The following is a 20,675-nucleotide window of genomic DNA, read 5'->3' as shown; positions in this document are numbered from 1 at the left end:
ATTGACTAGGTCAATTTTCTTACCATTTTGTTTCTTTAAACACCATTTAAGGTTTGCTTGCTTATCTTGTTAAACTTCTCTATTCTGTTGTTAATGTCCTTCGTTCGCTTCTCTTGCGGACAAGAAGTATAATACCACTTTCCACAACTTATGTCAACATTTTTTTACTTTTATTTTTTAGCTTTTTTTAAAAATTTTTAAGATCCTTTTGTTTTAAAGACTTTCACATTCCTCTTCATTAAAAGATAATATTATTTCTTTTTTCTTTATTTCTAATTTTCTATATTTTACTCCGGCCATATCTAACATTTTTTTTGAAGCAATATCTGATGGAGTATCTTTATATTTTTCAGATAAAAATACAATCTCTTTTATTCCACTCTGAATTATACTTTTACTACACTCATTACATGGAAATAATCCAACGTAAATAGTACAATCTTTCAAATTTTTTATACTATTTAAAATTGCATTTAATTCCGCATGACAAACAAAAGGATATTTTGTATTTAAATATTCTCCGTTTCTTTCCCATGAAAATTCATCGTCACTACATCCTCTAGGTAAACCATTATAACCCACCCCCACTATTTTATTATCACTATTTACTATACAAGCTCCAACTTGTGTGCTTGGATCCTTACTTCTTTTAGCTGATAATAACGCAATCCCCATAAAATATTGATCCCAGCTTATATAATCTTTCCTTTTCACTTTTTCCTCCTAAATAATTTTCTTAGATTTAAATAATAACCTTATTTCTTACAAATTTCAAAGATTTTAAAAAAAAGACTGTTTTAGATGTTATTTTGCGTTGAATAAACCACATCACAATACAGTCTTTTTTTTTTATTTTGATTTAGCTATTTTTTCTTCTAAAACTTTTCCAACTCTAAACTTAACAACTTTTTTAGCTTTTATTTTCATTTTATTTCCAGTTTGAGGATTTCTTACCTCTCTTGCTGCTCTTTTCATTACTTCCCATTTTCCCCAACCAACAAAACCTACTGAATTTCCTCTTTCTAAATTATCTGATACAGTTTCTAAAAAAAGATTAACTAAATTTTCTGCTTCCTTCTTCGTAATCTCTCCTCTTATAGCGATGTCATCCACAAATTCTTTTTTTGTCATAAGTTATCCTCCTTGAATGTTTCTCAGTATGTTTGCTTCTACTATGTAGTTATAGCTTATAAATTTTATTTTGTAAAGTGATTTTTTCTATATTTTTATATTAAATAGATTTGACTTAATTTTTTTTAAAGTATATAATACCAATAGAATTGCTAGGGGAGCCTCGGCTGAAAAAAGATTCGCTCTTGACCCTTATAACCTGATCTAGATAGTACTAGCGTAGGGAAGCTGATTATATTTTTTGTTTATTTTTGTTTATACTTGTATTTTTTTATTATAAACATATTTATAAATATTTGCTAATCATGCTCTGTACTCTGTACAGAGCATTTTTTTTATTTAAAAAGGAGATGTTAATATGACTCAAATGGAAGCTGCAAAAAATGGAATTTTTACAAAAGAGATGCAAATTGTTTCGAAAGATGAAAATATGAAAAAAGAAACTCTTATCAAATTAATAGCCGAAGGAAAAATAGTTATTCCTTGTAATATTAACCATAAAAATATTTACCCTAGAGCTGTTGGTAAAAATACTAAAACAAAAGTCAATGTTAATTTAGGAGTTTCTGAAGATTGTTGTAATTACGAAAAAGAATTAGAGAAAGCTCAAAAAGCTATTGAATTTGGAGCTGATGCTATAATGGATTTAAGTACTTTTGGAGATACCAAAAAATTTAGAAAAACTTTAATTAACAATTGTAAAACTATGATTGGAACTGTTCCAATGTATGATGCTGTTGCTAAATTAGGTAAAAACATTAAAGATATGACAGTTGATGAACTTTTCAATGTTGTTGAAGAACATTGTAAAAACGGTATTGACTTTATAACTGTTCACGCTGGTCTTAATCGAAGTTGTATAGATAGATTAAAAAATAAAAAAAGAATGACTAAGATTGTTAGTAGAGGAGGATCTATTCTGTTTCAATGGATGATACAAAATAATAAAGAAAATCCTTTTTATGAATACTTTGATAGATTATTAGAAATTTGCTATAAATATGATGTGACTTTAAGTTTAGGAGATGGTCTTAGACCTGGTTCTATCTATGACTCCACAGATGCACCACAAATTCAAGAATTAATAATTCTTGGTGAACTTACTAAAAGAGCTTGGAACAAAAATGTTCAAGTAATTATTGAAGGACCAGGACATATTCCTATGCATGAAATTGCAACTAATATGCAATTAGAAAAAAAATTATGTTACGAAGCTCCTTTTTATGTTTTAGGACCTATTGTTACTGATATAGCTCCAGGTTATGATCACATTACTGCAGCTATTGGAGGAGCTATTGCCGCTCTTAATGGTGCTGATTTTTTATGTTATGTTACTCCTGCTGAACATTTAAGACTTCCTGATCTAAATGATATGAAAGAAGGTATTATGGCATCTAAAATAGCAGGTCATGCTGCCGATATTTCTAAAGGAATTCCAAATGCAGTTGAATGGGATTATAAAATGGGAGAATTTAGAGGAAAATTAGATTGGAAAGGAATGTTTAATAATTGTATAGATAAGGAAAAAGCAAAAGAATATAGAAAATCTTCACAACCATTAGAAGAAGAAGTTTGTACAATGTGTGGCGATTTATGTCCTATGAAAAGATGTAATGATATCATTTAATCAAAAGAGGCGATAATATATATTATCGCCTCTTCAAATAAAAAATCACTATAATTACAGTGATTGTTATTAGCTATATATGGCTGGGATGGCTGGATTCGAACCAACGCATAACGGAGTCAAAGTCCGTTGCCTTACCGCTTGGCGACATCCCAACAACAATAGTTATGATAGCATAATTATTTTTTTTTGTCAATCTATTTTAAAAAAAAGATACTTAAAAAATTTAAGCACCTTTTTTTTATTTTATTCTACTACTTCTTGATTAACTTCTGACTCTTTAACTTCCTTATATTTTTCTATAACAGAATCTGTTATTTCTTTTCTTAAATCTAAAGTTATAGGATGAGCTACATCCTTATACTCACCATCTGGCATTTTTCTCGAAGGCATTGCCACAAACATTCCTTTCTGACCATCAATAATTTTCAATCCATGAATAACAAAACTTTCATCAAATGTTAAATCAGCATAAGCTTTTAATTTAGCATCACTTTCTCCCTTAACTATTCTTAATCTTACATCTGTAATTTTCATTTCAATGCACCATCCTTTTTTATGTAATATTAACTATTATAAAAAATTGCATATATATATATCACAATCTCCTACTTTCTTTTTTAGTTCTTCAATACATATACTTTCTTCCTTTGGAAGCAAAGAATAATAACAACTACCACTACCAGACATAAAAAAATTATAATTTTTTAGCATATCTAATTTTTTTCTAAAGTTTATAATGTTTTCATCTTCTGTTAATAATGATTGTTCCAATATATTTTTATTATTTAGATTTAGATTTATAAGATTATTATCTTTTAATGATTTTATTAAAATTTCAATATTGGCTTCTTTTTTATCCGTTAATTTATCCGATAAATAATAAGCTCTTTTAGTTGAAATTCCAAAATCAGGTTTAATTAATAATATTTTATATTCAAGGTTATTTTTTATCTCTGTTAATTTTTCTCCAATTCCTTCAACTCGACAAGGCAAATTTTTAATAAAAAATGGAATATCTGCACCTATTTCTTTTGAAATATCTATCATATTTTGCTCAGATAAAATATTCTTATAATATTTATTTAATTCCTTTAAGAAAAAAGCTCCATTTGAACTTCCTCCTCCTAATCCTGCTTGACTAGGAATTCTTTTATACAAATAAATTTCCACTTCTTCTTTTTCTAATTGTGTTACTTCATAAAATTTATTATATATTTTATAAATTATATTTTTTTCATCCGTAGGAATATTCTTATTATCACAATTTATCTTCAAATTTCCCTTTATATTTTTAAAATTTATTTCTAATTTATCTGCAAGAGAAATTGGGACCATCAACATGTCTAATTTATGATACCCATTAAATTTTTTTGCTAAAATATTTAATCCTATATTTATTTTTGCATTGCTATAAATAGATTTTCTCATTTAATTTTCCTCATTTTCTATTTTCAAATCTTTTACCTCTAAAACTTTAACTAAATCTCCACTTTTATCCTTCGTTACATTTCCTGAAGGAACTTCTAAGATTTTAAATTTAAAAAACTTATCATAATATTCTATTTCTAAAATATCATTTTCTTTTACTTGTGTTCCTGATTTAGCTACTTTTCCATTTATTATAGCTTTTCCACTATCAACAACCATTTTAGCTACCGGTCTTCTCTTTATAATTCTACTAGTTTTTAAAAATTTATCTAATCTCATTTCATCTCCTTATATTATGTATACCTTATTTTTGTAATAAGTCAATATCTATTTTATTTTTTTTGATTCTTTCCATAATTTTTCCATCTTATTTAAATCCAATTCTTTTATGTTATAATTATCTTCTATATAGTTAAATCTTCCTTGAAATTTTTTATTTGCTTTTCTCATGGCTGTATCTATATTTATTTTATAATGCCTAGCATAATTAGTAACTGAAAATAATAAATCTCCAATTTCTTCCTCTAAATTATTCATATCTTCATTCTTTGCTGCTTGCTTTATTTCATTTAATTCTTCCTCTACCTTAATAAACACTTCTTCTTTATTTTTCCAATCAAAACCATATGCACTAACTTTTTCCTGAATTTTTTGAGCTCTCAATAATGGTGGAAGTTCTTTAGGAATACCATCTAAAATGTATTTTCTTTTTTTTATTTCTTTTTCTTCACTTTTTATTTCTTCCCAATTCTTTATAACTTCTTCCTCACTAATAATTTGTTCTTTTTTAAATACATGAGGATGTCTTCTAATTAGCTTTTTATTTATTCCCTCAACTACATTTTTTATGTTAAATTCTTTTTTTTCATCCGAAATTTTAGCTTGAAAAACAATATGTAATAAAAGATCACCTAACTCACTTTTTAATTCATCTCCCCCTATATCTATAGCTTCCAAAACTTCATAAACTTCTTCTAAAAAATCACTCTTTAAACTTTCTCTTGTTTGTTTTTGATCCCAAGGGCATCCTTTATTTCCTCTTAAAACATCCATGATTTCTATTAATTCATCAAATTCCTTCAAGTTTTACCTCCTCATATTCTTTAAAAAATTCTTTAATATTTTTTGAAAATTTTATAGACTCGTTATTATTTAATTCACATTTATTTTTACTTATCATAAATAAAATTTTCTGAAAATTAATTCTAGAATTATCAAACTTAATTATATAAACATTTTTTTCTTTTTCTTTTATTTCTTTTATGCCTAATTCTTTAGCTTTAAGTTTTATGTTTATATTTTCAAATAATTTTATAACAGAATCTGGTAATCTTCCAAATCGATCTCTTATTTCCTTTAAAACTTCTTCACTTTCTTTCAAAGAATTTATTTCACTAATTCGCTTATATATATTTATTTTTTCATAATCTTTTATATAATAATCAGGTATAAATCCTTTTTGAGTTATATTTAAGATAATATCATATTCTTCTTTATAGTTTTCTTTTAATTTAAGAATTTCTTCATTTAATAATTTTAAATATAAATTAAATCCAAAACTTTCAATAGCTCCATGTTGTTTTTCCCCTAAAATTTCTCCTGCTCCTCTTATGTTCATATCTTCTAAAGAAAGTTCAAAACCCCCTCCTACACCGCTTATTTTTTCAATACTTTCTTTTCTTAAAATCGTTTTCCTAGTATATTTCTTTTCTTTATCATTAATCAAATAACAATAAGCTTGCCTTCCACCTCTTCCAACTCTTCCTCTTAATTGATATATTTGTGATAGTCCTAATTTTTCTATTCCTTCTATAATTATTGTATTTGCATTTTCTATATCAATACCATTTTCAATAATAGTTGTTGTTAACAATATATCTATCTCCCCATTTTCAAAATTATGTATAATATTTTTTATTTCCTCTGCAAGCATTTGACCATGAAGATATTTTATCTTTATAAATTTAGGAAGTATCTCCTTTAATTCACTAAATTTATACCTCATTTTTTCCACTGAATTATATACATAAAAAATTTGTCCTTCCCTGGAAATTTCTTTCAATATGATTTCCCTTATATTTTTTTTATTTTTGTCTATAAACATATTTATTATAGGTTTTCTGTTTTTAGGTGGAGTTTTTATTACAGATATATCTCTTATTCCTAAAAGTGATAAATTTAAAGTTCTAGGAATTGGAGTTGCTGTTAATGTTAGTATATCAACATTTTCTTTAAACTCTTTTAATCTTTCCTTCGCTTTAACTCCAAATTTTTGTTCTTCATCTATAATTATTAAACCTAAATCATTAAACTTTACATCCTTTGATAGTAATCTATGAGTCCCTATTATTACATCAATGCCTTTTATGTATATTTTTTTTAATACTTCAGATTGTTCTTTTTTATTTTTACCTCTGCTCATTAAGGAAATATTAATTGGATAATTATAAAATCTCTCCTTAAATCTTTCGTAATGTTGCTCTGCTAAAACTGTAGTAGGAGTTAATATTAAAACTTGTTTATTATCTGCAACACACTTAAAAGTTGCTCTCATTGCAACTTCTGTTTTTCCAAAACCAACATCCCCACAAACTATTCTATCCATAACCAATGAAGATTCCATATCTTTCTTTACCATATTAATTGCCTCTAGTTGATCTTTAGTTTCTGTATATGGAAACAATTCTTCAAATTCTTCTTGCCAAATAGTATCTTTTGAAAAAGAATAGCCTATAGCTGCTTTTCTTTTTGCTTGAATTTTTATTATTTCTTTAGCAAATTTTTTTATTTCTTCTTCTAATTTTCTTTTTCTTCTTTTAAAACCTTTTCTTCCTAAGTTATAAATTTCAGGAGTTTTTCCTAATTCAGATATATATTTTTCTATTTTATTTAAATTTTCAATGGGTACAAATAATTTATCTTCCCCAGCATACTGAATCATTAAATAATCTTTTCCATCTATTATTTCTATACCTAAATATTTTCCCACACCATAATTTTCATGGATAATAAAATCATTTGCTCTAATTTGATTAATATTATTATATTTTATAGAATTTCTTAATCTTTTTTCTTTTTTTACTTTAATTCCTTTTATCTCTCTATCTGTTAATACCAATTTATTTTTATAATAGAAGCCTTCAAAATGTGGATAATTTTTTATTTCTATATTTTTATATCCTTTAAATTTTTTATTATATCTACTTTTCTCTTTTGATAATATTATAATTTTTTTATTTTTACTAAAATCTTTTATTTTTTCTAGATTATTATATTCATTTATATCGTCTATATCTAGTCTTTTAGTTGTTATTTGTTGAAAATTTTCTAAAATTTTTGAATATATTTCCCTATATTTATTTTCTTCCATTCTATTTTTTAAAATAGAATTTTCTAATTTGTAGTTTAATACTTCTAAATTTTCTAAATAAAATTTTATACTATTTTGATTTTTTTTATTTAAAATTTGAAAAAAATTATATTTTTTTTCTTTATTTTTATCTATATACATATCTATAAACTTAATATTTGAAATACTTTTTTGAGTATTTATATCAAAATAAGTCAATCTATCTATTTCTTCACCAAAACATTCAATTCTTATAGGATCACTTTTGCTTAAAGAAAAAATATCTAATATATCTCCTCTCTTGGAATACTCACCTGACTTTTCAATTAAATAATTTTTTTTATAACCACTTTCTATTAATTTTGATTCTAAAAAATTAAAATTTATTTTTTGCCCTACTTTTAAAGAAATTAATTTTTGTTCTAAAAAAAAATCAGATAATAAAAAATTTAATGACATTAGTATTATGTAATTTTTCTCGTTATTTACAACATCTAAAAATCTATATTTTTTCTTGTAACCATCATCTTCATTTTCAATATCTTCTAATTTTAATATTTTACCTTTATAAAAATCTACAATAGTATCATAATAATCATCTATATTCTTATTGGAAGAACATAAATAAATTATTTTTCCATTTAATTTAGATAAAAAAAATGGAACTGAACCTCTATATAAATCTTTTATTTCTAATTCTTCAAACAATTTTATTCACCTCAATTATTTAATATTAATTTATTAGATTATAACATATATCATAATCTAATGTTTTATTTGTATACTGTCAATAATATTTTATAATTTCTTTTTATATTTTTATATTTAGTGTATAATATGTTAATTATATTATAGATTAATGGAGAGTAATGTTTATGAAAATTAAATTAGCATTTGAAAATATTTTATCAGAAATTGATAAAGAAAAAAAATATATAAATGAAGAAGTTTTGAAAAATACCCCTTCTAGAATGGAGGCTTTTTATAATGAATTCTTTTCAGGCCTGAAGATTGATCCTTATCAATTTTTAGAAAATTATATTCCTACAGATAATAATGATCTTGTTATAGAAAAAAATATTTCTTTTTATTCTATGTGCGAACATCATTTACTTCCTTTCTTTGGAAAAATATCTATTGCCTATATTCCAAATAAAAAAATAATCGGATTTGGAGAAATTATTAAAGTCATTGAAGCTTTTTCTAAAAGACCGCAATTACAAGAAAGATTATCTGAAAATATTGCTGAAACTATTTTTAAAGGTTTAGATTGTAAAGGAGTCTATATTTTAATTGAAGCAGAACATTTATGTATGACTATGCGTGGCGTTAAAAAACCAGGATCTAAAATAATAACTATAGGAACTAGAGGACTTTTTGAAAAAGATAACCTTAAAAGATTAGAAATAACTAATCTTTTAAAAAATTAAAATTAGGAGAAATTATGGACAAAATAATAATAAAAAATTTAGAACTTATTGGTAATCATGGAGTTTTTAAAGAAGAAAAAAAATTAGGACAAAAATTTTTAATTTCAGTTGAAATGAAAACTGATACTAGTATTGCTGGTAAAAATGATGATTTGAAATATTCCACTCATTATGGGATGGTTGCAAATGATATTGAAGAATTGTTTTTAAATAATTCTTTTGATTTAATAGAAACATGTGCCGAAAAAATTGCTAACATGATTTTATTAAATTATAAATTAGTTAACGAAGTTAATGTTAATATAAAAAAACCATGGGCACCTATTAAAAAACATTTTGATTTTGTTGGAGTTGAAATTAATAGAAAGTGGCATAAAAGTTATTTATCTCTTGGCTCTAACATAGGAAAAAAACAAGATAACCTTTCGGAAGCTATTAAGCTTATTAAAACTCTTCCTAACACAATTGTTACCAAGATAAGTTCTTTTATAGAAACTGAACCATACGGCTTAAAAGAACAAGATAATTTTTTTAATACTTGTATTGAAATTAAAACTCTTTTTTCTCCCCATGAGTTATTAAATAATTTATTAAATATTGAAAAACAATTAGGAAGAAAAAGAACTATCAAATGGGGACCTAGAATAATAGATATTGATATCATATTATTTGATGATTTGATTCTGCAAGATGATAATCTAGCAATTCCTCATCCTTATACATGTGATAGAATGTTTGTTTTAAAACCATTACTGGAAATTGCTCCTAATATAATTCATCCTATTGAAAAAAAGACCATTTCTTTTTTAAAAAATATGTTAGAAAAAAATGTATATAATCAATAATAAAAAAAGGAGATTTCATGAATATTAAATATAAAAATAAAACACTTCAGTTAAATAAAAAAACTCTAATTATGGGAATTTTAAATGTTACACCTGATTCTTTTTCAGATGGTGGAGATTATGTTGATCTTAATAAAGCTTTTGAAAAAGCTAAAGAAATGATTAAGGATGGTGTTGACATTATTGATATAGGAGGAATGTCTACAAGACCTGGTCATAAGGATATTCCTATTGATACTGAAATTAATAGAATAATCCCTATTGTTAAAAAAATATCCTCTGAGCTTAATATTTTAATTTCAATAGATACCTATCATTGGGAAGTTGCTAAAGAGGCTATTAAAAATGGAGCTCATATAATCAATGATATTTGGGGACTACAATATGACGATGGAGAAATGGCTAAAGTTGTAGGAGAGAGTGGAGTTATTTTAATAGCTATGCATAACCAAAATGAAAAAGAATATAAAGATGATATAATTACTTCTATAAAAAAATTTTTTAAAAAAACTTTTGAAATTGCTAAAAATCATAATATAGAATTAGATAAAATTATTCTTGATCCTGGAATAGGATTTGGAAAAACTTTTGATCAAAATATAGAAGTATTATCTAGATTAGAAGAATTAAAAGATCTTGGTCCTTTACTTTTAGGAACATCTAGAAAAGGTTTTATTGGAAATATAACAAACAAAACAAATCCAAAAGACAGAGTTTGGGGAACGATAGCTACATCAGTTATTGGAGTTCAAAAAGGAATTCAAATTGTAAGAGTTCACGATATTAAGGAACACAAGGACGCTCTTTTAATAACTGATTCAATAATAAGAAGATAATATGTATATAGATAAAAATAAAAAGAAGTTTTGTAAAAACTTCTTTTTATTTTTTTATATTTCCTAATAAAATAGCTATATCATTTCCTGTTACTCCACTAATTCTACTTGCCTCACCTATTGATAAAGGTTTTACATCCTCTAATCCTGATTTAGCTATATTTGATATTCCTTTTATTTCTGAAAATTTAAAATTTTTAGGAATCGATATTCCTTCTAATTTTTTAAATTTCTTTATTTGCTCATTTTCTCTTTTTATAAAAATATCATACTTTGATATAGTTTCAATTTGATTAAGTACAAAATCTGGATATTTTGATATATCTATATCTAATTCTTTAGATAAATTACTATAACTAATTTCTTTAAATTTTAATATTTCATTAGCTTTCGTTCCTTTTGTTATTCTTCTTTCTGAATTATATTTTTCAAGAATTTCATTAGCTTTTTGCTTTGAAATTTTTATTTCCTTTAATTTTTCAACTTCATTCAGAACATTCTTTTTACATTTTTTTAAATAATCTATTTTATCTTTAGTAATAATACCTATTTCCTCAGTTTTATCTAACAATCGCATAAAACCATTGTCAAATCTTAGAGTTAATCTGTATTCTGACCTAGAAGGTAATGCTCTATAAGGCTCTGGTGTTTTTTTATGAATTATATCATCAATTAATACACCTATATATCCTTCACTTCTATCTATTATTACAGGAGGTTTATTATCTATTCTTTTAGCCGCATTAACCCCCGCTATAAAACCTTGAGCAGCAGCCTCTTCATAGCCCGAAGTTCCATTTAATTGACCTGCTGTAAATAATCCTTTTATTATTTTACTTTCTAAACTAGGATACATTTGATAAGCTGGTATATAATCATACTCTACAGCATATCCATATCTCATTATTTTTGCATTTTCTAAACCTTCTATACTTGCTAACATTTTATCTTGAGCAAAAGGTGGCATAGCTGTTGTTAAACCATTAACATATAATTCATTCGATTCATTTGATTCTAATTCTAAAAATATCTGATGATTTGTTTTTTCAGGAAAATTTAAAACTTTTCTATCTAAAGATGGACAATGCCTCGGTCCATGAGTTTCTATTATCCCTGATACAATAGGTGAGTATTTTAATAAATTTTTTACCACATCTATTGTTTTTTCAGTTGTATGAGTCAACCAAGTAGGAACAATATTATTTTCTTTTTTATTAGTAAATATTGAAAAATATCTTGGATTTTTTTCTCCTGTTAATTCTTTTAATTTTGAAAAATCAACTGTTCTTTTATCTATTCTTGGTGGTGTTGCAGTCTGATATCTCTCTATATGTATCCCGTTTATTTTTAAACTATCTGATAATTTATCAGCAGATAATTCTCCATGTCTTCCACCTTTATATTCTATATCTCCAATAACTATTTTCCCTTTTAAAAATGTTCCAGTTGCTAATACTACACTTTTAGCATAACACCTAAATCCTAAAGAAGTAACTATTCCTTGTACTTCATTTTCTTTAATAATTAATTCTTCTACGCATTCTTGTAATGTTTCTAAATTAGGAGTATTTTCTATTATTTCTTTCATTTTTACTCTATAATAATATTTATCAGCTTGTCCTCTTGTTATACGAGCTGCAGGACCCTTACTAGTATTCAAATCTTTTAATTGTAAATTATAATTATCTGTATGAACTCCCATTTGTCCACCTAATATATCTAATTCTGCCACTAAATTGCTTTTTCCTGGACCACCTATTGATGGATTACAAGACATCATTGCTATTGTGTCCAATGATAAAGTTATTAATAATGTTTTTTTATTTAATCTTGCCGAAGCTAAGGCGGCTTCTACTCCTCCGTGTCCTCCACCGACTACTATAACATCATATTTAAAATCCATTTTTTCTCCTTAATTTTATTATTGACTATATACATAATATCGAATACTATAAAAGAAAATAAGGTTAACTTTAAGTTAACCTTACAAATTTATTTACCTACACAAAAATTACTAAAAACATGATCTAATAAATCTTCAGTTGAAATTTCTCCAGTAACTTCAGATAATGAATCTATTGCATCATTTAAATCAACCGCTATTAAATCCATTGGATATCCCATATCTATTGTTTCAAAAATATTTTCAATAGATTGTTTAGTTTTTTCTAAAGCTGATTTATGTCTTATATTAGTTATCGTTAATTTCTCTGAACTATCTTCTATTTCACCAGATATAACATAATTATAGATTTTATCTTCTAGGTTTTCTATTCCTATTTTTTCTAAAGCTGATATTTCTATCCATTCTTTTATTCTTGATAATTTTGATATATCTATTTTTTTATTTTGGTCTATCTTGTTTAATATACCTATAACTTTTTTATTTTCTATAGTTTGATATATTTCCATATCTTCTTTTGATAATACTTTTGAAGAATCTAGTACAAATAAAACTAAATCAGATTCTTTTATCAAAGTTTTTGATTTTTGAACCCCTATATTTTCTACTTCATCTTCAGTATCTCTAATTCCAGCAGTATCAACCATTATTAAAGGAATTCCTTTAATATTAATAATTTCTTCTATTGTATCTCTTGTTGTTCCGGCCACTCTAGTTACTATAGCTCTTTCTTCTCTTAATACCGAATTCAAAAGACTTGATTTTCCTACATTTGGCTTTCCTACTATAGCTGTTTTTATTCCCTCTTTTATCATTTTTCCTTTTTCATAAGAAGAAATAAGAACATTAGTTTCATTAATAACTTTATTAAGATTTTCTATTAAATTTAAAGGTATAGGATCATCTATTCCTTCTTCTGGATAATCTAGAACAACATTAACATGAGCAGCAACATCCAATAATAATTTTTTCAAACTATGAATTTTTTCCTTAAGATCTCCTCTTAATTGATTTAATGATAAAGAAACACTTTTCTCTGTTTTACCATGAATAATATCTATTACTGATTCTGCTTGAGTTAAATCTAGTCTTCCATTTAAAAAAGCCCTTCTAGTAAACTCTCCTGGTTCAGCTATTTTAGCACCTTTTTCTAATACTAGTTCTAAAATTTTCTGAGTAACAACATATCCTCCATGACAGTTTATTTCAACTATATCTTCTTTTGTATAAGTTGTAGGAGATTTCATTACAGATACTAAAACCTCATCTATTAATTTTTTTCCATCATAAATATGCCCATAATTTATGGAATAAGTCCTCAAATCTGAAGTCTTTTTTTTAGATTTAGATTTAAAAATTTTATCCAATATAGTAAAAGAATCATTTCCTGATATCCTTACTATACCTATTCCTCCTTCTCCCCTTGGAGTAGAAATAGCAGCGATGGTATCAAACATTATACCTCACCTCTTTTTTATTTTTTTCTTTTTATTACAATATACCTTTTAGGATCTCTTCCTTCACTAAAAGTATCTAATTCTTTATATTGATTAATAATCTCATGAATTATTTTTCTTTCTCTTGGTGGCATTGGATTTAATCTAACCACTCTTTTAGTTTTAATAGCTTTTAATGCCATTTTATTAGCCAATTCTTTAAGTGTTTTGTTTCTTTTTTCCTTAAATCCTTGAACATCAACACTAACTCTTAAATCCTTTAATAAAGAATTTAAAAGATACTCAAAACTATTTAAAGTTTTTCCTTTTTTTCCAATTATAATCCCTTGATCTTCACCAGATAAATTAATATAATAAACTTTATCTTTAAATTCTAAAAAATCAACTTTTAAATTTAAATTCATATTATTTAAAATTTCTTTTGATAATTTAAAAATTCTATTTAATTTTTCTTCATCTTTATCATCTTTTTTTAATGATTTTTTTATTTCTGTTTTTGGTTTTTTTATTTTTTTATTTACACTTAATTCTTGCAAATTAGTAGTCTCTTGCTTTAGAACTATTTTTTCTGTTGTATATTCTATTTTATAAAGTCCATCTTTATTAAATAATCCAAAAAAAGATTTACTTTTGTTTTTTTCAATAATATTTAAAATCTGATTATCATCTAAATCTAGAACTCTAATAGCTCTTTGTTTAGCTTCTTCTTGATTCATAGCTTTAATTTCTATAAAATCTGCCATAAAATCTACTCTCCTCTATTCATAACAAAATACTGCTGAGCAACACCACTTAAACTAGAAATTAACCAATATAATTGTAATCCACCTGGCATTTTATAAGAAATAAATACCATCATTAGTGGAAACATATACATCATTTTTTTCATTTGAGGATTATTTGCAGTTCCCATAATTTTTTGTTGAACAAAAGAAATTGCTCCATTCAATATTGGTAAAATAAAAAATGGATCTGGAGTAATCAATGAGAACCATAAAAATGTTTCATCTGGAACTACCCCTTCTTTTCTTAAAACTCCAAATAATGCCCATAATATAGGTAGTTGAACTAACATTGGTAAGCAACCGCCAGCAGGATTAACTTTATGTTCTTTATAAAGTTCCATAGTTTTTTGATTTAATAATTGAGGATCACCTTTATATTTTGATTTTAATTCATCAATTTTTGGCTGTAATTTCTTCATTTCTTTCATTGATTTATCTTGTTTCAACGTAACTGGTAATAAAATTATTTTTATTAAAACAGTTAATATTATAATAGATAACCCAAAACTTCCAGTCATTCCATAAAACATATTTAATATTTTTCCAAATATTCCATATAAAAAACTCATATTTTATTTCTCCTTATTTTTTATTTTTTTAGGAGGTACAGGATCATAACCACCTTCATTAAAAGGATGGCATTTTAAAATCCTTTTTATTCCTAAATAAATTCCTTTTATTACACCATGTATTTCTATAGCCTTATAAGTATAAATTGAACAAGTAGGAATAAATCTACAATTTTTTCCTAAAATTGGTGATATTAATTTTTGATATATTTTTATCAAAGTTAAAATAATTTTTTTCAATATAAAGTTAATACGTAAATAGATTTGATTTTTTAAAAATTTTATCAATATCTTTTTTCATCTCCTGATACTTTAAATTTTTATAAACATTTCCTGCATTTTTCTTTCCCACGAAAATAATTTCATATCCTTTTTTTATTCTTTCTTGATTTTCTCTATAATATTCTCTAAATAGACGTCTTATTCTATTTCTACAAACTGCATTTCCTATTTTTTTACTAACAACAAATCCCATTCTATTATTTTTATTTTTTGTTTTCTTAAAAAAAACAAGAGAATAATATCCATAACTTTTTTTTCCATAATTATAAATTAGTTTAAACTCTTTGCTTTTTTTTAAAGTTTCCATGTTTTCTCCTATTTTCAAAAAAGCCCGGTGTTACAAATCACCGGGTTTATGCTGATAATTTTTTTCTTCCTCTAGCTCTTCTTCTTTTTAATACTTGTCTTCCACCTTTAGTTTTCATTCTTGCTCTAAAACCATGGTCTTTTTTGTATTTTCTATTATTTGGTTGATATGTATGTACATTTGCCATTTAAATTCACCTCCTAAAATTTTCTATATTACAGTATACCATTTTAGAAGAAAAATTTAATTTTGTCAAGAGTTAATCTTTATTTTTTCATTATTTTCCTTAGTTTTTATTTATTTATTTTTCCCCCTTAAGGTTTTAAGTAGAAAAAGTGAAATGTGAATATGTAAAGACTAAGATAGAAATTTTTTTTTAATTCTTCGTTGAAAATAAAAGATAGGTCTATTATTTTTATTATTGTTTATATACATAGTATAAAACTTTATATTACAAAGAAAAAAATAAAATAAAATATATAATACTTTGAAAATAAAAGAATAAAAACAATAATAAAAATATTATTGTCTATATACATAAAAAAGAATATGATTTTAAAGACAACAGAAAGAAAAAAATAAAATGAATAATAAAAATCTATTGAAAATAAAAGAATGTTAAAGAATATAACTTTATTATTGTTTATATACATACAGAAAACATATATTTTTTAATCTTTTTATAATTTATATTTAATGATATGTTAATACAAATTAAGAAAGGATAGACAGTAGTTATGTGTTATCGTTTATATACATTTTTTTTCATTGATTTATAGCTAAAATAAGATTAAATATAAAAATAAAATTAACAAAAAAAACTTGTAATAAAAGGATAGAAGCATTATAATAAATAACACATTAGTTTTTTATTAATGATTATATACATATTTTTTAATTTTAAATGGAGGTTTTTTTTGTGAAAAAAGAAAAGGGTAATATCTCGGAAAATTTATTAGTTCCTTCATCAACATCATTTGATAAAGATATAGGAAAGATGGATATGAAAATATCAAATATGCCTAAAATAGAAATAAAAGAGGTTGTTATACAAGGGACAGGAAATTTTTTAAATCTAAAAGATAATATAATAAATATACCTATTGAAATGATAGTTTTTCCTTTTTTTACTCCACAAAAACAAAATAAAAGAATAAATTTTCAATATTCTTTTGAAGATTTGGGTGTAACAATGTTTTGTACGCTAGTTGCGAAAGATCAAAATGATAAAGTTTATCAACCCTCATTATTCGAAGAAAAAATATATAATTTTTTAATTTCATTATATGAGGCAAAAAAAGAAATCAATGTAGAAGAAGAAGAATATATAGAATTTGAAATAGCAGATTTTATTGTTAACTTTTTAGGAAATAAAATGAATAGAGTTTATTACTCTAAAGTAGAGCAAGCTTTAAAAAATTTAAAAAGTACAGAGTATCAATTTGTTGTGTCTAATCATACTAAATTTGGAAAATATAAGTTTGAAGATGAAGAATTTAAATTATTAACATATAAAAAGCTTAAAGTAGGTAAAAAAATATTTTATAGAGTTAAATTAAATAAAAATATAAGAAATAAGATAAAGGATAAAAGATATATAAAATATAATTCAAGATCGCTAATGGAAATAATGAATAAAGATCCAATAGCAGGAAGGATATATAAATATATAAGTAAAATAAGATATGAAAATATTAATGGAAGAATCAATTTAAGAACATTAGCTGCAATAATTCCTCTTAGAATGGAGCAAGAAACAGAAAGAATTTCTAAAAATGGAGAAAAAAAGATATATATTTTAAGTAGAGCTAAACAAGTTTTAAAGAGAGTATTAAAAGCCTATGAAGTATTAAAAAAATTAGGATATATAGAAAATTATTCTTTCGAAGAAGAAAAAAAAGAAAATACTTATTATCTTAATTATATCTTTAATAATGAAAAAGATGGAGAATGCCATATATCTAGTTTTCTAGAAAATAAAAGTACAAGTTTTTTAAAAAATAAAAAAGTAAAATTAAAACCAGCAAAATTAAAAAAAGAAATAATAGAAGAAGCGGTAATTGTAACCGAAAAAACAAATGTTAAAAATAAATCAAAACAAATAGAAACTTATAATGATCTTCCTGAAAAACTAGTATCTTTTATTCATAAAGCTAAAAGAAATATTTATGTACAAAGAGCTTGGGATAAAAGAACGGATACAAAAATAAGAAAGATATATAAAGAAGACGGAGAAAATTTAGCGTGTGAAATTTTAAAAGTACTTTATAAAAATTTGAATAAAAATATAAAAACAACTTTAGTTCAATATATAAACGGTGTTTTAAAAAATATGTACAAAACAAATAATGGTCAAAAACAAAATTTAACTTTATTTAACAATGATGTTAAAGAGAAAGTTATGATAAGTAAGAAAAAAATAAAACAAGCAAGAAAAGGAATAAAGAAATCTTTAACAAATACTATAAAAGAATTAAAAGAAGAAGTTGAAATTCCAAGAGATATACTAATAGAATTTGATAAATTTGATGAATATGAAAAATTAAAAATAGAAGAAGAGGCTTTAAAATTATGTTCAGAAGACACAGGTACTGAGGAAAGTTTTTTATTTGTGTTAAAAAATAATTCAAAAATGATATATTTAAATACAATAAAAAAATATATAGGTCAAGTCTTAGATAAAAAATAAAAAACTTAATGACAATAAAAATTCTATTTATTAAGTGATAAAAATGATGATAGCTGAAAGTGATTTTCTTAATAATCTTTATTTTTTAGAAAGATATTATCTAAAAGAATAATGACAATATTTTCCTAAGATAAGAAAGTTTAGAAGAATCTTTTAATTAATAGTTTTTGGTATTTTTTATAAATATCAACATAAAATATTAAAGATCCAATTAAATTTAGTAGAGTTTTTTTTATTTTAGATATTAAAAATCATTGGAATTATTAAAAATAAAAAAATATATAAAAAAACCAAAAAAACTATTGACTGAATTCAAAAAAAATGATATCATGTTTCTTGTCCACAAGAGGACAAAATAAAGTAAATAATAAAAGGACATTAACAACAGAATAGAGAAGTTTAACAAGATAAGCAAGCAAACCTTAAATGGTGTTTAAAGAAACAAAATGGTAAGAAAATTGACCTAGTCAATAACGGATAAATTTGAATGAAGAGTTTGATCCTGGCTCAGGATGAACGCTGACAGAATGCTTAACACATGCAAGTCTACTTGAATTCACTTCGGTGATAGTAAGGTGGCGGACGGGTGAGTAACACGTAAAGAACTTGCCTTACAGTCTGGGACAACTATTGGAAACGATAGCTAATACCGGATATTATGATTTTCTCGCATGGGAAGATTATGAAAGCTATATGCGCTGTAAGAGAGCTTTGCGTCCCATTAGCTAGTTGGTGAGGTAACGGCTCACAAAGGCGACGATGGGTAGCCGGCCTGAGAGGGTGAACGGCCACAAGGGGACTGAGACACGGCCCTTACTCCTACGGGAGGCAGCAGTGGGGAATATTGGACAATGGACCAAAAGTCTGATCCAGCAATTCTGTGTGCACGATGACGGTCTTCGGATTGTAAAGTGCTTTCAGTTGGGAAGAAAGAAATGACGGTACCAACAGAAGAAGCGACGGCTAAATACGTGCCAGCAGCCGCGGTAATACGTATGTCGCAAGCGTTATCCGGATTTATTGGGCGTAAAGCGCGTCTAGGTGGTTTGATAAGTCTGATGTGAAAATGCGGGGCTCAACTCCGTATTGCGTTGGAAACTGTCAAACTAGAGTATCGGAGAGGTGGGCGGAACTACAAGTGTAGAGGTGAAATTCGTAGATATTTGTAGGAATGCCGATAGAGAAGTCAGCTCACTGGACGAATACTGACACTGAAGCGCGAAAGCATGGGGAGCAAACAGGATTAGATACCCTGGTAGTCCATGCCGTAAACGATGATTACTAAGCGTCGGGGGTCGAACCTCGGCACTCAAGCTAACGCGATAAGTAATCCGCCTGGGGAGTACGTACGCAAGTATGAAACTCAAAGGAATTGACGGGGACCCGCACAAGTGGTGGAGCATGTGGTTTAATTCGACGCAACGCGAGGAACCTTACCAGCGTTTGACATCCTAAGAATGAGAAAGAGATTTTTCAGTGCTCCTTCGGGAGAACTTAGAGACAGGTGGTGCATGGCTGTCGTCAGCTCGTGTCGTGAGATGTTGGGTTAAGTCCCGCAACGAGCGCAACCCCTATTGTATGTTGCCATCATTAAGTTGGGCACTCATGCGATACTGCCTGCGACGAGCAGGAGGAAGGTGGGGATGACGTCAAGTCATCATGCCCCTTATACGCTGGGCTACACACGTGCTACAATGGGCAGTACAGAGAGAAGCCATCCCGCGAGGGGGAGCAAATCTCAGAAAGCTGTTCGTAGTTCGGATTGTACTCTGCAACTCGAGTACATGAAGTTGGAATCACTAGTAATCGCAGATCAGCAATGCTGCGGTGAATACGTTCTCGGGTCTTGTACACACCGCCCGTCACACCACGAGAGTTGGTTGCACCTGAAGTAGCAGGCCTAACCGTAAGGAAGGATGCTCCGAGGGTGTGGTTAGCGATTGGGGTGAAGTCGTAACAAGGTATCCGTACGGGAACGTGCGGATGGATCACCTCCTTTCTAAGGAGCTAATAGTTAAATTCTCTATTCTATTG

19 protein-coding genes, 1 tRNA gene, 1 rRNA gene and 1 riboswitch are annotated in these 20,675 nt (G+C 26.1%); of the genes, 6 read left to right on the top strand and 15 right to left on the bottom strand.

Annotation, left to right across the window (positions count from 1 at the left end):
• Nucleotides 1–213 precede the first annotated feature (213 nt).
• Both Q7K47_08260 and Q7K47_08255 read right to left on the bottom strand, forming a co-directional pair.
• Nucleotides 214–714: a dCMP deaminase family protein gene (locus Q7K47_08260; GenBank protein MDP0507191.1), complete on the bottom strand. Its 501-nt coding sequence runs from the start codon at nucleotides 712–714 to the stop codon at nucleotides 214–216.
• A gap of 135 nt (nucleotides 715–849) precedes the next feature.
• Nucleotides 850–1,131, bottom strand: a complete 282-nt coding sequence (locus Q7K47_08255; GenBank protein ID MDP0507190.1) for an HU family DNA-binding protein — start codon at nucleotides 1,129–1,131, stop codon at nucleotides 850–852.
• 144 nt (nucleotides 1,132–1,275) lie between these two features.
• Nucleotides 1,276–1,374: riboswitch (TPP riboswitch) on the top strand.
• Nucleotides 1,375–1,489: 115 nt separating this feature from the next.
• On the opposite strand from Q7K47_08255, the gene thiC reads away from it, so the two are divergent.
• A complete protein-coding gene (gene thiC / locus Q7K47_08250; GenBank protein MDP0507189.1) occupies nucleotides 1,490–2,758 on the top strand; it encodes a phosphomethylpyrimidine synthase ThiC in 1,269 nt (422 codons plus the stop codon).
• A gap of 80 nt (nucleotides 2,759–2,838) precedes the next feature.
• Here thiC and Q7K47_08245 read toward each other — a convergent pair.
• The 6 genes from Q7K47_08245 to mfd form a co-directional block, all read right to left on the bottom strand.
• Nucleotides 2,839–2,913 (bottom strand) — tRNA-Gln (locus Q7K47_08245).
• Nucleotides 2,914–3,004: 91 nt separating this feature from the next.
• Entirely contained in the window at nucleotides 3,005–3,295 is a 291-nt protein-coding gene (gene spoVG, locus Q7K47_08240) for a septation regulator SpoVG (protein MDP0507188.1), read from the bottom strand.
• 36 nt (nucleotides 3,296–3,331) lie between these two features.
• Nucleotides 3,332–4,189, bottom strand: a complete 858-nt coding sequence (ispE, locus tag Q7K47_08235) for a 4-(cytidine 5'-diphospho)-2-C-methyl-D-erythritol kinase (GenBank protein MDP0507187.1) — start codon at nucleotides 4,187–4,189, stop codon at nucleotides 3,332–3,334.
• Nucleotides 4,190–4,468: a S4 domain-containing protein gene (locus Q7K47_08230; GenBank protein ID MDP0507186.1), complete on the bottom strand. Its 279-nt coding sequence runs from the start codon at nucleotides 4,466–4,468 to the stop codon at nucleotides 4,190–4,192.
• 48 nt (nucleotides 4,469–4,516) lie between these two features.
• Nucleotides 4,517–5,272: a nucleoside triphosphate pyrophosphohydrolase gene (gene mazG, locus Q7K47_08225; GenBank protein ID MDP0507185.1), complete on the bottom strand. Its 756-nt coding sequence runs from the start codon at nucleotides 5,270–5,272 to the stop codon at nucleotides 4,517–4,519.
• Nucleotides 5,259–8,246: a transcription-repair coupling factor gene (gene mfd / locus Q7K47_08220; GenBank protein ID MDP0507184.1), complete on the bottom strand. Its 2,988-nt coding sequence runs from the start codon at nucleotides 8,244–8,246 to the stop codon at nucleotides 5,259–5,261. Before mfd ends, mazG begins: the two co-directional genes overlap by 14 nt.
• A 167-nt stretch (nucleotides 8,247–8,413) precedes the next feature.
• Between mfd and folE the strand changes: the two genes are divergently transcribed.
• From folE to folP, 3 genes are read left to right on the top strand one after another with little or no spacing between them, the layout of a single operon-like run.
• On the top strand, nucleotides 8,414–8,968 hold the full coding sequence (folE, locus tag Q7K47_08215) for a GTP cyclohydrolase I FolE (GenBank protein MDP0507183.1): 555 nt from the start codon (nucleotides 8,414–8,416) through the stop codon (nucleotides 8,966–8,968).
• Between the two features lie 14 nt (nucleotides 8,969–8,982).
• Nucleotides 8,983–9,813, top strand: a complete 831-nt coding sequence (gene folK, locus Q7K47_08210) for a 2-amino-4-hydroxy-6-hydroxymethyldihydropteridine diphosphokinase (GenBank protein ID MDP0507182.1) — start codon at nucleotides 8,983–8,985, stop codon at nucleotides 9,811–9,813.
• 17 nt (nucleotides 9,814–9,830) lie between these two features.
• Nucleotides 9,831–10,649, top strand: coding sequence for a dihydropteroate synthase (folP, locus tag Q7K47_08205; protein MDP0507181.1), 819 nt, complete (start codon nucleotides 9,831–9,833; stop codon nucleotides 10,647–10,649).
• A gap of 46 nt (nucleotides 10,650–10,695) precedes the next feature.
• On the opposite strand, the gene mnmG is transcribed toward folP, so the two are convergent.
• From mnmG to rpmH, 7 genes are all read right to left on the bottom strand, one after another.
• Nucleotides 10,696–12,552, bottom strand: coding sequence for a tRNA uridine-5-carboxymethylaminomethyl(34) synthesis enzyme MnmG (gene mnmG / locus Q7K47_08200; protein MDP0507180.1), 1,857 nt, complete (start codon nucleotides 12,550–12,552; stop codon nucleotides 10,696–10,698).
• 89 nt (nucleotides 12,553–12,641) lie between these two features.
• Nucleotides 12,642–14,012 carry a tRNA uridine-5-carboxymethylaminomethyl(34) synthesis GTPase MnmE gene (mnmE, locus tag Q7K47_08195; protein ID MDP0507179.1) on the bottom strand — a complete coding sequence of 457 codons (1,371 nt, stop codon included), beginning with the start codon at nucleotides 14,010–14,012 and terminating at the stop codon, nucleotides 12,642–12,644.
• A gap of 14 nt (nucleotides 14,013–14,026) precedes the next feature.
• Nucleotides 14,027–14,752, bottom strand: coding sequence for a R3H domain-containing nucleic acid-binding protein (locus Q7K47_08190; GenBank protein ID MDP0507178.1), 726 nt, complete (start codon nucleotides 14,750–14,752; stop codon nucleotides 14,027–14,029).
• 5 nt (nucleotides 14,753–14,757) lie between these two features.
• Nucleotides 14,758–15,363, bottom strand: coding sequence for a YidC/Oxa1 family membrane protein insertase (locus tag Q7K47_08185; GenBank protein ID MDP0507177.1), 606 nt, complete (start codon nucleotides 15,361–15,363; stop codon nucleotides 14,758–14,760).
• Between the two features lie 3 nt (nucleotides 15,364–15,366).
• Nucleotides 15,367–15,603 carry a membrane protein insertion efficiency factor YidD gene (gene yidD, locus Q7K47_08180; protein ID MDP0507176.1) on the bottom strand — a complete coding sequence of 79 codons (237 nt, stop codon included), beginning with the start codon at nucleotides 15,601–15,603 and terminating at the stop codon, nucleotides 15,367–15,369.
• Between the two features lie 7 nt (nucleotides 15,604–15,610).
• On the bottom strand, nucleotides 15,611–15,952 hold the full coding sequence (rnpA, locus tag Q7K47_08175) for a ribonuclease P protein component (GenBank protein ID MDP0507175.1): 342 nt from the start codon (nucleotides 15,950–15,952) through the stop codon (nucleotides 15,611–15,613).
• Between the two features lie 46 nt (nucleotides 15,953–15,998).
• A complete protein-coding gene (gene rpmH / locus Q7K47_08170; GenBank protein MDP0507174.1) occupies nucleotides 15,999–16,139 on the bottom strand; it encodes a 50S ribosomal protein L34 in 141 nt (46 codons plus the stop codon).
• Between the two features lie 732 nt (nucleotides 16,140–16,871).
• On the opposite strand from rpmH, the gene Q7K47_08165 reads away from it, so the two are divergent.
• Together Q7K47_08165 and Q7K47_08160 are read left to right on the top strand one after the other, a co-directional pair.
• Entirely contained in the window at nucleotides 16,872–18,641 is a 1,770-nt protein-coding gene (locus tag Q7K47_08165) for a chromosomal replication initiator DnaA (GenBank protein MDP0507173.1), read from the top strand.
• Nucleotides 18,642–19,125: 484 nt separating this feature from the next.
• Nucleotides 19,126–20,640, top strand: a 16S ribosomal RNA gene (locus tag Q7K47_08160).
• The last annotated feature ends 35 nt before the right edge of the window (nucleotides 20,641–20,675 follow it).

Source organism: Fusobacterium sp. JB019 (genome assembly GCA_030673965.1).
Taxonomy (GTDB): domain Bacteria; phylum Fusobacteriota; class Fusobacteriia; order Fusobacteriales; family Fusobacteriaceae; genus Fusobacterium_B.
This window is presented reverse-complemented; position numbering and strand designations above follow the sequence as displayed.